11 protein-coding genes are annotated in these 12,571 nt (G+C 72.5%); 5 read left to right on the forward strand and 6 right to left on the reverse strand.

Annotation, left to right across the window (positions count from 1 at the left end; translation table 11 throughout):
- The first annotated feature begins 34 nt into the window (after nucleotides 1-34).
- The 4 genes from ABTY40_RS23000 to ccsB are packed head-to-tail and all read left to right on the forward strand — an operon-like array spanning nucleotide 35 to nucleotide 4,164.
- Nucleotides 35-640, forward strand: coding sequence for a TlpA family protein disulfide reductase (locus ABTY40_RS23000; RefSeq protein ID WP_352061248.1), 606 nt, complete (start codon nucleotides 35-37; stop codon nucleotides 638-640).
- 22 nt (nucleotides 641-662) lie between these two features.
- Nucleotides 663-1,385 (forward strand): cytochrome c biogenesis CcdA family protein, encoded by a 723-nt coding sequence (locus ABTY40_RS23005; RefSeq protein ID WP_352061308.1) that lies wholly within the window; start codon nucleotides 663-665, stop codon nucleotides 1,383-1,385.
- 5 nt (nucleotides 1,386-1,390) lie between these two features.
- A complete protein-coding gene (gene resB, locus ABTY40_RS23010) occupies nucleotides 1,391-3,085 on the forward strand; it encodes a cytochrome c biogenesis protein ResB (RefSeq protein ID WP_352061249.1) in 1,695 nt (564 codons plus the stop codon).
- On the forward strand, nucleotides 3,082-4,164 hold the full coding sequence (ccsB, locus tag ABTY40_RS23015; protein WP_352061250.1) for a c-type cytochrome biogenesis protein CcsB: 1,083 nt from the start codon (nucleotides 3,082-3,084) through the stop codon (nucleotides 4,162-4,164). The genes resB and ccsB overlap by 4 nt, the downstream gene beginning before the upstream one ends.
- A 70-nt stretch (nucleotides 4,165-4,234) precedes the next feature.
- Here the strand turns inward: ccsB and ABTY40_RS23020 are convergent, their stop codons facing one another.
- From ABTY40_RS23020 to ABTY40_RS23035, 4 genes are all read right to left on the reverse strand, one after another.
- The gene (locus ABTY40_RS23020) at nucleotides 4,235-5,710 is read right to left on the reverse strand and encodes an MFS transporter (protein ID WP_352061251.1); all 1,476 of its coding nucleotides are present in this window, start codon (nucleotides 5,708-5,710) and stop codon (nucleotides 4,235-4,237) included.
- Nucleotides 5,711-5,882: 172 nt separating this feature from the next.
- Nucleotides 5,883-7,421: a type 1 periplasmic-binding domain-containing protein gene (locus ABTY40_RS23025; RefSeq protein WP_352061252.1), complete on the reverse strand. Its 1,539-nt coding sequence runs from the start codon at nucleotides 7,419-7,421 to the stop codon at nucleotides 5,883-5,885.
- Nucleotides 7,422-7,425: 4 nt separating this feature from the next.
- Nucleotides 7,426-9,510 (reverse strand): hypothetical protein, encoded by a 2,085-nt coding sequence (locus tag ABTY40_RS23030; RefSeq protein ID WP_352061253.1) that lies wholly within the window; start codon nucleotides 9,508-9,510, stop codon nucleotides 7,426-7,428.
- Between the two features lie 117 nt (nucleotides 9,511-9,627).
- Nucleotides 9,628-10,269 (reverse strand): flavodoxin family protein, encoded by a 642-nt coding sequence (locus ABTY40_RS23035; protein WP_352061254.1) that lies wholly within the window; start codon nucleotides 10,267-10,269, stop codon nucleotides 9,628-9,630.
- A 152-nt stretch (nucleotides 10,270-10,421) separates the two neighbouring features.
- On the opposite strand from ABTY40_RS23035, the gene ABTY40_RS23040 reads away from it, so the two are divergent.
- Entirely contained in the window at nucleotides 10,422-11,342 is a 921-nt protein-coding gene (locus ABTY40_RS23040) for a DMT family transporter (RefSeq protein ID WP_352061255.1), read from the forward strand.
- Here the strand turns inward: ABTY40_RS23040 and ABTY40_RS23045 are convergent.
- Together ABTY40_RS23045 and ABTY40_RS23050 are read right to left on the reverse strand one after the other, a co-directional pair.
- The gene (locus ABTY40_RS23045) at nucleotides 11,254-12,129 is read right to left on the reverse strand and encodes a LysR family transcriptional regulator (protein ID WP_352061256.1); all 876 of its coding nucleotides are present in this window, start codon (nucleotides 12,127-12,129) and stop codon (nucleotides 11,254-11,256) included. The two genes, ABTY40_RS23040 and ABTY40_RS23045, sit on opposite strands and share 89 nt — an antisense overlap.
- On the reverse strand, nucleotides 12,129-12,512 hold the full coding sequence (locus tag ABTY40_RS23050; protein WP_352061257.1) for a PLD nuclease N-terminal domain-containing protein: 384 nt from the start codon (nucleotides 12,510-12,512) through the stop codon (nucleotides 12,129-12,131). Before ABTY40_RS23050 ends, ABTY40_RS23045 begins: the two co-directional genes overlap by 1 nt.
- Nucleotides 12,513-12,571 lie beyond the last annotated feature (59 nt).

Consider the following 12,571-nt stretch of genomic DNA (forward strand, 5'->3'; position numbering starts at 1 on the left):
AAGATCCCCCAAACGCCCATGCGAAACTTTTCACATGAGCTCTCGCCGCGCCCCTCGACGCACCCTCCTGGCCGTCGGTGTGCTGACCGCCGCCCTCGCGCTCTCGGCCTGCACCGGTGAGGACACCGGGAAGTCCGGCGGCGGTGGCGGCACCAACTTCGTCACCGACGCCGGGGGCATCTCCACCGCCGCCCGGGACAAGCGCCAGGCCCCCGGCGAGCTGGCGGGCGAGACCGTCGACGGCAAGCGGCTCGACGTCGCCGGCCTCAAGGGCAAGGTCGTCGTCCTGAACGTGTGGGGCTCCTGGTGCAGCCCGTGCCGCGCCGAGGCCCCCCACTTCGTGAAGGTCGCCAAGGAGCTGAAGGCCAAGGGCGTGGAGTTCGTCGGGATCAACACCCGGGACCCCAACAAGCAGTCGGCGGTCGCCTTCGAGAAGGACTACGGCGTGCCGTACCCGAGCCTCTACGACCCCGCGGGCAAGCTGATCCTCTTCGGCTTCCCCGAGGGCACCCTCAACCCCCAGGCGATCCCCTCCACCCTCGTCCTCGACAAGGAGGGCAGGATCGCCGCCCGCTCGCTCATGGCACTGAACGAGGAGAAGCTCCGCTCGATGATCGAGCCGCTCCTCGCGGAGAAGTGACGTGGATCCCAACCAGACGGTCATGAGCGGCGCCCTGCTGCTCGCCCTGCCCATCGCCGCGCTCGGCGGCCTGGTCTCGTTCTTCTCGCCCTGCGTCCTGCCCCTGGTCCCCGGCTACCTCTCGTACGTCACCGGCGTCACCGGCACCGACCTGGCCGAGAACCGCCGGGGCCGGATGACCGCCGGCGCCGCCCTCTTCGTCCTCGGCTTCACCGCCGTCTTCGTCTCCGGCGGCGCCCTCTTCGGCTACTTCGGCTCGACGCTCCAGGAATACCGCGGCACCTTCACCACGATCCTCGGCGTCCTCATGGTGCTGATGGGCGTGTTCTTCCTCGGCCTGATGCCCTGGCTCACCCAGCGCGAGTTCCGCTTCCACCGCAGGCCCGTCGCCGGCCTCGTCGGCGCCCCGCTGCTCGGCGCGCTGTTCGGCATCGGCTGGACGCCGTGCATCGGCCCGACCCTCGCCTCCGTCAACGCCCTCGCCTTCGAGCAGGCCAGCGCCGGGCGCGGGGCGATACTGGCCTTCGCGTACTGCCTCGGCCTCGGGGTCCCCTTCGTGCTCGCCGCCATCGCCTTCCGCAAGGCGCTCGGCGCCTTCGCCTGGGTGAAGAAGCACTACAGCTGGGTGATGCGGATCGGCGGCGGCATGATGATCGTCACCGGCGTTCTGCTCCTCACCGGCGCATGGGACAGCATGGTGGCCACGATGCAGGGCTGGTCCAGCGGTTTCACGGTGGGGATCTGAGTTCCATGAGCAAGACCGACACGACGGAGAACTCCGCGACCCCCGAGGACGCGGCGGCCGGGGCGGCGCTGTCGACCGCGCCCCGCGAGGAGAGCGCCGAGGAGGCCGCCGCCGGCGGGCCCCGGCTCGGTGTCCTCGGCTGGATCCGCTGGTGCTGGCGCCAGCTCACCTCGATGCGGGTCGCGCTGATCCTCCTCTTCCTGCTCTCGCTGGGCGCCGTCCCCGGCTCCCTCATCCCGCAGACCAGCGCGGACGAGCTCAAGGTGCAGGACTTCAAGGACGCCCACCCCACGCTCACCCCGGTGTACGAGAAGCTCCAGCTGTTCGACGTGTACAGCTCGGCGTGGTTCTCCGCCATCTACATCCTGCTGTTCGTCTCCCTCATCGGCTGCATCGTCCCGCGCACCTGGCAGTTCGTCGGCCAGCTCCGCAGCCGGCCGCCGCGCGCCCCCAGCCGCCTCACCCGCCTCCCCGCGTACACGACCTGGCGGACCGGGGCCGAGCCGGAGGAGGTACGGGAGGCGGCGCGCGAGCTGCTGAAGCGGCGCCGGTTCCGGGCACACGCCGACGGGGACGCCGTCGCCGCCGAGAAGGGCTACCTCCGCGAGGCCGGGAACCTGCTCTTCCACATCGCCCTGATCGTGATGCTCGTCGCCTTCGCCTGGGGGCAGCTGTTCAAGTCCGAGGGCGGCAAGCTGATCGTCGAGGGCGACGGCTTTTCCAACACGCTCACGCAGTACGACGACTTCAAGTCCGGCTCCCAGTTCGGCGTCGACGAGCTGGAGCCGTTCAGCTTCACCCTGGACACCTTCACCGGCACGTACGAGAAGGACGGCCCCCAGCGCGGCACCCCGCGCACCTTCGAGGCGGCCGTCACGTACACCGACGGCGGCGAGCGGGACCGCAAGGCGGTCATCCGGGTCAACGAGCCGCTGAAGGTCGGCGACTCCAAGGTCTACCTGATCGCCCACGGCTACGCGCCCGTCGTCACCGTCAAGGACGGCCGCGGCAAGGTCGTCTTCAAGGGCGCCGTCCCGCTGCTGCCGATCGACAACAACATCACCTCGACCGGCGCCATCAAGGTCATGGACGGCTACCGGGACAAGAACGGCAAGAAGGAGCAGCTGGGCTTCACCGCCCTGTTCGTGCCGACCTTCGCCGGTGCCGGCAAGGGCACGATGTTCTCCCAGTTCCCGGCGCTCGACTTCCCCGTCCTGGCGCTCACCGGCTACCACGGCGACCTGCGCGTCAACTCCGGCGTGCCGCAGAACGTGTACCAGCTGAACACCAGCAAGATGACCCAGTTCAAGCTCGGTACGGGCACGGGCGTGGCCCAGCGGCTGCTGCCCGGCGAGACGATGACCCTGCCCGAGGGGGCCGGCTCGATCACCTTCGAGAAGGAGATCAAGGAGTGGGCCAGCTTCCAGATCTCGCAGCAGCCGGGCAACGGTCTCGCCCTCGCGGGCGCGGCCGCCGCGCTGGCCGGTCTGTCCGGTTCGCTGTTCATCCAGCGGCGCCGGGTCTGGGTCCGGGCCGTACGGGGCGAGGACGGCGTCACCGTCGTCGAGATGGCGGGGCTCGGCCGCAGCGAGTCGGCCAAGCTCCCCGAGGAGCTGGCCGACCTGGCGGTCACGCTCACCGCACAGGCGCCACCCGCGCCGGAACCTGCCGACGCAGAAGCAGAAGGGGCTGAGAAGTGATCCTCGCCGCCGCGACCAACGAGGGCCTGGCGCAGATGAGCAACACGCTCATCTACTCCTCGATGGCCGTCTACACCCTGGCCTTCCTGGCCCACATCGCCGAGTGGGTGTTCGGCAGCCGCAGCAAGGTCGGCCGGACCGCCGCCGCGCTCACCGGCAAGGCCGGGGCGGCCGCCCCGGCCGTCACCGTCCAGGTCAAGAAGGCCGGCGGCACCGCCGTCCTGGACCGGCCGAAGGTCGTCACCCGGGCCGCCGCCGGGACCCGTGAGGTCCCGGACGGTCCCGGCGCGGCCGGCGGCACCGTGAAGGGCGACCTCTACGGCCGGATCGCGATCTCGCTCACCGTCCTCGCGTTCGCCGTCCAGGCCTCGGGCGTGGTCACCCGCGCCTTCTCCGTGCAGCGCGCCCCCTGGGGCAACATGTACGAGTTCTCCACCACCTTCTCCGCGGTCGCGGTCGGCGTGTACCTGGCCTTCCTCCTCGCCGGGAAGAACGTGCGGTGGATCGGTCTGCCGCTGGTGACCACGGTCCTGCTGGACCTGGGCATGGCGACGACGATGCTCTACACCGAGAGCGACCAGCTGGTGCCCGCCCTCGACTCGTACTGGCTGTGGATCCACGTCTCCACCGCCATCTTCTGCGGCGCCGTCCTCTACCTGGGCGCGGTCGCCACGCTGCTGTACCTCTTCCGCGACTCGTACGAGAACAAGCTGGCGAACGGCGGCGAGCCGGGCGGCTTCGCCCGCTCCGTCCTGGAGCGGCTGCCCGCTGCGGCGACCCTCGACAAGTTCGCCTACCGGGTCAACGCCGCGATCTTCCCGCTGTGGACCTTCACGATCATCGCGGGCGCGATCTGGGCCGGCGACGCCTGGGGCCGCTACTGGGGCTGGGACGCCAAGGAGGTCTGGTCCTTCATCACGTGGGTCGGCTACGCGGCGTACCTGCACGCCCGCGCAACGGCCGGCTGGAAGGGCCGCAAGGCCGCGTACATCGCGCTCATCGCCTTCGCCTGCTTCCTCTTCAACTACTACGGCGTCAACATCTTCGTCAGCAGCAAGCACTCCTACGCGGGCGTCTGAGCCGGCACGCGACGGGGCCCGGGCGGGTGCACCCGCCCGGCCCCCGCGCCGGGCGGGGGGGCCCGCCGTCCTACTTCACCACCGACAGCGGTTCCGCGATGTCCTCCAGGGAGCGGCGCTCCGCGTCGACGGCCAGGAAGGCCGCCACGATGCCGGCGGCGCACATCAGGCCGGCGCCGACCTGGAAGGCGAGGACGGTGTCGCCGACGACGCCCGACTCGGTGAGTTCGGCGAAGACCAGCGGGCCGCTGATGCCGCCGGCCGCGGTGCCGAGGGCGTAGAAGAAGGCGATGGCCATCGCGCGGGTCTCCATGGGGAAGATCTCGGAGACGGTCAGGTACGCGCTGGAGGCGCCGGTCGAGGCGAAGAACAGCACCACGCACCAGCAGGCCGTCAGGGTCGTCGCCGACAGCGAGCCGCGGTCGAACAGCCAGGCCGTGACGAAGAGGAGCAGGCCGGACAGCACGTACGTGGACGAGATCATGATCCGGCGGCCGACGGTGTCGAAGAGCTTGCCGAGCACCAGCGGCCCCACGAAGTTGCCGGCCGCGATGACGGCGAAGTAGTAGCCGGTGTGGCCGGTCGGCACGTCGAAGAACGTGGTGAGGATGGCGCCGAAGCCGAAGGTGATGGCGTTGTAGAGGAACGCCTGCCCGATGAAGAGGGACAGGCCCAGGACGGCGCGGCGCGGGTAGCGGGCGAAGACCGTCTTCGCGATCGTCCCGAAGCCGATGCTCTTGCGCTGGTGGATGGTGATCTCGCCGGCCGGCGGCGGCAGCGGCTCGCCCTTCTCCCGCTCGATCTCGCGCTCGACCGAGGAGACGAGCCGTTCGGCCTTCTCGCCGCGGCCGTGGATGAACTGCCAGCGCGGACTCTCCGGCACGTGCCGGCGGACGAGCAGGATGACGAGGCCGAGGACGACGCCGAGGGCGAAGCTGAGCCGCCAGCCGAGGTCCTTCGGGAAGATGTCGGTGTCGAGCATGACGATCGACAGCAGGGCGCCGCCGATGGCGCCGAGCCAGTAGCTGCCGTTGATGATCAGGTCGACCCGGCCGCGGTAGAGGGACGGGATCAGCTCGTCGATGGCGGAGTTGATGGCCGCGTACTCGCCTCCGATGCCGAAGCCGGTGAGGAAGCGGAAGAGGAAGAACCACCAGGATTCGAAGGACAGGGCGGTCATGGCGGTGGCGCCGAGGTAGACCACCAGGGTGACCATGAAGAGTTTCTTGCGTCCGTAGCGGTCGGTGAGCCAGCCGAAGAACAGCGCTCCCGAGCAGGCGCCCGCCACGTACAGGGCGGCGGCGATGCCGGTGACCTGCGCGGAGGTGATGGCGAGGCCGCTGCCCTCCTCGGCGAGGCGGCCGGCGACGTTGCCGACGATGGTGACCTCGAGTCCGTCCAGGATCCAGACGGTGCCGAGGCCGATCACGATCATCCAGTGCCACCGCGACCAGGGCAGCCGGTCGAGGCGTGCGGGGACCGCCGTGGTGACCGTGCCCGTGCCCGCTCCTGCGGGTACGGCGGCCGGTGCCGAGTCGACTCCCATGGATCGCGCTCCCTTCGTCCCGTGGTGCGGCTCCCGGTACCCCGGGGGCGTTCGGGTATGCCGGGCACGCCGCTGTCCCAGCTTCCGGGGAGCCGACGGGGCCGACAACAGCTGCCCGCTCCCGCTCGGCCGTTCGGGGGGCGTCCCGGCGGACGGCGGGAGGCGGCCGGGATCAGCCGCGCTTGGGCGGGAGGCAGGAGGCTGTGGGGGCCTCGCCCTCGGGCCAGGCGATCCTGACGAAGCGCTGGGTACCGTCCGGCGCCAGGTCCACGATCGGCACGGCCTTGTTGTAGGGGTTGCCGTAGTTGTCCAGGCAGATCCAGCCGCTCGCGCCCTCCACCCGCAGGGAGCCCTTCACCTGCGGCCACTGCGTCGCCACGTCGGCGAGCTCCGGGTACCGGGCGTTCTTCGGGGTGGCCTGCCGGATCGCGTGGACGGCGGTCGCCATCGCGTCGTACGCGACGATGGCCTGTCCGTCGGTGAGCGGGACGGGCTTCGCCGAGGCGCGGGCGATGTCGGTCAGGAAGGTGCGGAAGGCGGTCGCGGAGCCGCCGGTGGCCGGGACGGGCCGGCGGGGGGCGGGCCGCCAGGCGTCGGGGTGGGCGAGGGCGGCGTAGCGGACGGTCAGCTTGGCCTTGAGGGCGGCCCGGTCGAGTTTGCTGTCGGCGCCGAGGTACGAGCCCTCGTCGCCGGTCAGGACGGTGAAGGAGCGTTCGGCACAGCCGCGGGCGCCGAGGGCGTTGATGAACTGGCGCAGCTGGGTGTGGCGGCCGGCGAAGAAGACGGTCTCGGCGCGGGTGTCGCAGATGAGGTGGGTGATCTGGCGGAAGGTGTTGGCGGTGGTGCCCTCGTCGGTGGGGTCGGGGGGCGAGGTGAACAGCTGCGGCTCGTAGGGGGCACCCTTCAGGGAGGCGGCGAAGGCGGCCTTCAGGGTGTCGGTGTAGTGGTCGCCGGTGCGGGTGTCCTGGACGAGGAGGGCCTTGGCGGCGTCGACCTCGCCGAAGTGGGCGAGGGCCTTGGCCTCGTCGCCGTTGGTGGGGGAGACGCGGGCGAGGCCGGGGAAGCGCTGGTGGCCCGCGCCGGGCCCGTTGGCGATGTCGTCGGCGGTGATGGTGGTGCCGACGACGGCGATGCCGGCGCCGGTGAGCGCGGCGACCGCCTCCCGTACCTCGGTGGAGGAGGTGGCGACGCCGGAGACGGCCCGCAGCCGGTCGGGGGCGCCGGTCATCGCCTTCAGCCGGTCGACGGTGGACCGCCAGTGGGCGTTGGCCTTCCCGGTGTTGGCGAGGACGAGCCGGATCTTCGGGGTCTCGCTGTTCGACTCGTGGTTGGCGCGGTACTGGTAGGCGTAGGCGCCCTGGATCTCGTGCAGGACCTTGACCCGCATGCCGTGGTCGGCGGCGGTCAGCGGCAGGAGCAGGGCGACGGTGGCGTACTCGCCGTCCTTCAGGGTGGCGTTCTCGCGGCCGATGGCGGCGGCGATCTCGGCGAGGTCGGGCATGCCGAAGGCGTGGCCGTCGCCGTTGACCCCGACGCACTCGGTGCTGCCGTGGGGCCGTTCGACGCCGGCGGCGCAGGAACGGTCCTCCGGCGTGGTGAGGCGGGAGACGCCGTAGCCGCCCAGGCCGAGGACGAGGGCGGTGACGACGAGCGACGTGAGAAATTTCTGGCGGGGGGTCCAGAAGACGCGGCGGCGCAGCCGTTCGAGCATGGCGTCAGACTCCGTCCTCGTGGCGGCCCGGCGGCAGCGAGAGCTCCCGCCAGGCGCGGATGTCACGCGGCCAGTGGGTGGCCGCGTCCCACAGCGGGCCGCTGCCGGTGAGGTGGCGGCCGGAGAGCCGGCGCAGTTCGTGCGTCAGCCGGTGGGCCACCTCCTCGTCGGGCAGCGCGAGCGGGTCGGTGAGCAGCCATACGGCGTGCAGCAGGCGCCGTACGGACAGGTGGAGCGCGGTGGTGTCGGGGTCGAGCCCGTCCGGGAGGCCGGGGTCCGGCTCCTGGCCGAGGGCGACGGCCCGGCGTGGGTCGGGCCCGCCTGCGCCCCTCTCGCGCGGGTACGGGGCGGAGGCGACGAACCGGAGCCGCCCCAGCCAGCCGAGGACGTCGGGCTCGGGGAAGGTGAGCCGGAAGTGGGCGACGGCCTCGGCGGTGGAGCCGAGCGCCAGGTCGTGGTGGAGCCGGTGCGGAGTGGGTTCGGGGCCGTAGTGGCGGCGCAGGGTCTCGTGGACGGCGTGCCAGGCGGCGTAGCGGGGGTGGTCCTCGTCCTCGAAGCGGAGCCGGTGCAGCAGCAGGGCGCGCAGGAGCGGGTCGGCGACGAAGTGGGCGGCGCCGGCCGCGGAGACGGTCCAGTCCTCGGCGCGCAGCCGGTCGCGGACGCGCAGGGCGACGTCCCCGTCGAGGGCCTCGCCGGCGAGCCGGGCCTGGGCGAGGCGCCGGGCGGAGTCCTCGTCGTGGGCGGCGGCGAGCACGGCGTACGGGCCGGGGCGGGGGACCGGGAGGAGTTCGGCGAGCAGGGCGGGGGCGACCGGGACGGGCGGGCTGTCCTCGCGGAGTTCGACGGTCAGGTCGAGCAGTCCGCCGGGGGTGAGGGTGGAGCGGACGGCGGCGGGCGCCTCGCCGGCGGCGCGGGCGAGGAGGGCCACGCCGAGGGGCCGGCCGCCGGTGAGCCGGTGGACGGCGCGGGACAGGTCGGCGGGGGTGCGGCCGGCCGGGTCGTGGGCGTCGAAGGCGGCGCGGGCCTGGGTGGGGGTGAGCGGGGTCAGGTCGACGGCGAGGAGGCCGGAGCCGACGCGTCCGTCGCGGGGGCAGGGGGCCCGGTGGGCGGTCTCGGGCAGCCGGGTCCTGGTGGCGTTGCGCAGGCCCTCGTGGTCGCGGACCCGGGAGGTGGCGAGGACGACGACGCGGTCGCGGCGGCCGTCGGCGCGGGCCCGCAGGATCGGTTCGACGAGCTGCCGGCCGAGCGGTTCGTGGGCGTTGTCGAGGAGCAGCAGGGGCCGGCCGATGCGGGTGCCGCGGCGCAGTCCGGTGTAGGCGCGCAGCAGGTCCTCGGTGAGGGCGCCGATGAGGAAGGACTCGGCCTCGGTGCGGCGCCGGCCGCCCTGGGCGAAGTCGACGGCGAGCTGCTGGAGTCCGGCCCGGCCCCGGCCGCCGGCGTTGCGGTAGGAGCCGTACCAGTTCTCCGACTGCCGCAGGAAGCGGCCGAAGAACTCCTCCACGACCGTCTCGACGGTGGCCTCCGCGACGAGGCCGGCGACCTGGCCGGCGAGGGGGGCGGTGGCCTCGGTGAAGGCGGCGGCCAGTTTGGCGAGGACCCGGCCGACCCAGCCGGCGGCGGCGGCGCGGCCGGCGTCCACGGTGGCGAGCAGCGGGCCGAGCCGCAGCAGGTCCCGGCGGGCCCGCTCGTCGTCCTCCCGCGACCAGCCGAGCGAGGCGACGGCGACCAGGCCGAGGGAGAGCCGGGGGAACTGCACGGGCTTCACCGCCTCGCCCTTGGGGGCGAGTTGGACGGCGAGCTCCGACAGGGCGCCGGTGAGCGGGGTCCAGCCGGGGCCGTGGTCGGCGGGCTCCTCGATGTGCGCGCAGTCGATCAGGGCGAGGGGTGTGTAGCCCTTGTAGCCGTTGCGGATCTCCTTGAGCAGGGCCGTCTTGCCCATCCCGCGGCCGCCGGTGAAGACGGTGACCGGCGGGTCGTCACCGTGCTCGTACGCGACCCGGGCCCCGGCGTGCCGGGTGAGTCCGGCGAGCCGTGCGACCAGACCGTTCTCGTGGAGCACCGCATCGCGGCCGTACAGCTCTCTGTCCATGCCCCCGCCACCCCCGTCACAGTCAACACAAGAATATCGACGGGGAGTTGGGAAAGAGCCCGGCTTTCGACTCTCTTTTCGGGTGACGGGGCGGGCGGGGCCCGGCGGCCGGCCGTCTCACGTCCCGGCCGGCCGCGCGCCCTCCTCGTAGGGGAAGCGGGCGAGCGGGGCCTCCCGCTGGAAGAAGGTCTTCGCGCGGATCATCGCCTGTTCGTCGGCGCGCACCCGGCCCGGCCGCGAACCGGTGCCGGTCAGGACGCCGCCGAACCTCATCCGCAGGTAGGCGGCCGAGTGGTGCAGGGTGGTCGACAGGCCGTCCGCGACGACGTGGTCGGTGTCCGCCATGACCGTCACCCCCCACAGCGTGCCGCCCGCCATCCGCTGCTTGAAGTCGGAGCCGGGCAGGTTCAGCCAGCCGGACCAGTAGTCGAGGTAGCGCTTGGTCTGCGCGGAGACGGTGTACCAGTACAGGGGCGAGGCTATGACGACGTCGGTGGCCTCCGTCGTGGCCCGCAGCAGCAGTTCCTCGGCCTCGCCGGCCGACCGGCCTTCGGTCTCGTGCCGCCCGTCCTGGAAGTCGGGCAGGTCCAGTTCGTTGAGGTCCACCCAGCGCTGCGGCACGCCGGCGGGGAGCTGGGCCGCGGCGGCGCGGGCGAGGATCTCGGTGTTGCCGTCGGAGCGCGAGCTGCCGAGGACGAAGAGGAACGAGCGGTCCGGGGTGTGCGGGCGGTCGGTGCCGCGAGCGGCGTCGAGGGTCATGTCTGCTCCGGTTCTCGAGGGGTTCCAGGGATCCCAACTGCCCCTCCACCGGGGCTATTCCGTGTCCCATCGGCCGCGCGCATGGGCCCCATCGGCAGGACGGTCCACTGGCTCGTGGACCGCCCGGGTCCGTCCTCCGTAGCGTCGCGGTCATGAGAAACGAGACCAGGGGAACCGTCGAACTCACCCTCGCCATGGTGCTCTCCGGCACCCTCGGCGTCTTCGTCGTCGAGTCCGGGGCGTCGCCCTTCGAGGTGGTGTTCTTCCGTTGCCTCTTCGGGGCCGCCGCGCTCGGCCTCTACAGCCTGGCCCGGGGGTTCTTCACCGGGCACGGGTTCACCGGACGGAAGCTCGGACTCGCCGCGCTGGGAGGGGTGTTCATCGTCTTCAACTGGGTGCTGCTGTTCGAGGCCTACGAGGCCAGTTCGATCTCCCTGGCCACCGTCGTCTACCACACGCAGCCGTTCTTCCTGGTGCTCCTGGGAGCGGCGCTCTTCCGGGAGCGGATCACGGCGGCGCAGCTGGGCTGGCTCGCACTCGCCTTCGCCGGGCTCGTCCTCGTCTCCGGGGTCCGGCCCGGTGACACCGCCTCCCTCGCCGGGCTCGGCCTGGCGCTCGGAGCGGCCGTGCTCTACGCCCTGGCGACCCTCGTGACCAAGCGGATCACGGGCGTGCGGCCCCATCTGATCGCCCTGGTGCAGGTGCTCACCGGGCTGCCCCTGCTGCTGCCCTTCGTCGACCGGGGCGCCACGGCCGGGCTCGGCGCGGGCTGGGCGTGGCTGGCCGGGCTCGGTCTGATCCACACCGGTCTCATGTACGTGCTGATGTACGCGGCCTACGCCAAACTGCCCACCTCGAAGATCGCCGTCCTCGCCTTCGTCTACCCGGCGGTCGCGATGCTGATCGACCGGGCCGTGTACGGGCACCACATCGGGCTCGTGCAGGCGCTGGGCGTGCCGCTGATCGTCCTGGCCGGCCTGCGGGTCACTCTCGCGCGAGCCGCCGCGCCTGCTCCACGAACAGTCGCACGTGGGCCGGAAGCCGCTTCCCCCGTCGCCACGCGAGCTGGGTGAAGAGGGTGAACGGGGCCTTCCAGGCCAGTTCCACCAGTGCCCCGGACGCCAGCTCCCCGGCCACGGCGACCCGGGGCAGCAGGGCGGTCCCGAGGCCCGCGGCGACCGCCCGCTTGCTCGCCTCGATGGTGCCGAACTCCAGGAATTCCGGCTCCCACGGGGCCAGCGCCTCCTCGAACAGGTCCCGGTAGGCGCAGCCGGGCTCGGTGCCCACCAGCGGGGTGCCGGCCACGTCGGCCGCCGTCAGCCCCGTACGCCCGGCGAGCCGGTGGCCCGGGGCGCCGACCAGCACCAGCGGTTCCCGGTGGAGGACCTCGCTCTCCAGCCCCTCGTGCGCGGTCTCCCGCTCCATGAGGAAGCCGACGTCGTACGTGCCCTGCCGCAGCGCCTGCCGCGTGGCGTCCCCGAGGGTGGGGCGCAGGGCGAGCCGCACCCGGGGGTAGCGGTGGCGCAGGTACTCCAGGAGCGGCGGCAGCCGGTAGGAGGTGAGCGACTCCATGGTGCCGACGGCGATGGTGCCGGCGGGTTCCCCGGCGCCGGCGACGGCCGTCCGGGCCTCCTCGGCCAGCTCGGCCATGCGGCGCGCGTACGGCAGGAGCCGCTCGCCCGCCTCGGTGAGCCGGATGCGGCTGCCGAGCCGCTCGAAAAGCTCGGTGCCGAGCGAGGTCTCCAGGGACCGGATCTGGCCGGTGACACTGGACTGGGCGTAGCCGAGTTCGGCGGCGGCCCGGGTGAAGGACAGGACGGCGGCGACCTTCTCGAAGGTGGCCAGGAGCCGCAGCTCCATCAGGCGCCGGTGTCCTCGCCGCGCTCGCGCCGCTTGAGCTCCTCCTCGCGGCGGCGCAGGTCGGCCTCCCAGTCCTCCAGGAGTGACTCGTCGCGCTTCGCCTCGTCCCGCCGCCGCTCCTCGCGGGACTTCTCCTCCCGCAGCGAGTTCAGGAACTCGGGATTGTCGTCGGGGGCGACCCAGCCGCCGCGGGCCGGGCGCGGCCTGCGCTGCTTGCCCGTGGCGATCCAGCCGACGGAGCCGACGACCGGGAAGAGGAGGATGACGATCACCCAGATCACCTTGGGCAGGTGCTTCGTCTCGTCCTCGGGGGTGTTCAGGCAGTCGATGAAGGCGTAGATCAGCAGCGCCAGCGGCAGGATGAACATCAACGCCCTGAGCATGTGGAACAGCCCCCTGGAAGCGGTGGCGGAGGCGCGCTACGGCGGCCCCGGTGACAGGT

Origin of the sequence: Streptomyces sp. NPDC126503 (genome assembly GCF_040302405.1) — a bacterium.
GTDB lineage: Bacteria > Actinomycetota > Actinomycetes > Streptomycetales > Streptomycetaceae > Streptomyces > Streptomyces gulbargensis.

Coding starts and splice junctions, on each gene's coding strand:
- ABTY40_RS23035 (WP_352061254.1), bottom strand. CDS start 10,269: ATGACCCTCGACGCCGCTCGCGGCACCGACCGCCCGCACACCCCGGAC.
- ABTY40_RS23045 (WP_352061256.1), bottom strand. CDS start 12,129: ATGGAGCTGCGGCTCCTGGCCACCTTCGAGAAGGTCGCCGCCGTCCTG.
- ABTY40_RS23030 (WP_352061253.1), bottom strand. CDS start 9,510: ATGGACAGAGAGCTGTACGGCCGCGATGCGGTGCTCCACGAGAACGGT.
- ABTY40_RS23040 (WP_352061255.1), top strand. CDS start 10,422: ATGAGAAACGAGACCAGGGGAACCGTCGAACTCACCCTCGCCATGGTG.
- ABTY40_RS23000 (WP_352061248.1), top strand. CDS start 35: ATGAGCTCTCGCCGCGCCCCTCGACGCACCCTCCTGGCCGTCGGTGTG.
- ABTY40_RS23005 (WP_352061308.1), top strand. CDS start 663: ATGAGCGGCGCCCTGCTGCTCGCCCTGCCCATCGCCGCGCTCGGCGGC.
- resB (WP_352061249.1), top strand. CDS start 1,391: ATGAGCAAGACCGACACGACGGAGAACTCCGCGACCCCCGAGGACGCG.
- ABTY40_RS23020 (WP_352061251.1), bottom strand. CDS start 5,710: ATGGGAGTCGACTCGGCACCGGCCGCCGTACCCGCAGGAGCGGGCACG.
- ABTY40_RS23025 (WP_352061252.1), bottom strand. CDS start 7,421: ATGCTCGAACGGCTGCGCCGCCGCGTCTTCTGGACCCCCCGCCAGAAA.
- ABTY40_RS23050 (WP_352061257.1), bottom strand. CDS start 12,512: ATGCTCAGGGCGTTGATGTTCATCCTGCCGCTGGCGCTGCTGATCTAC.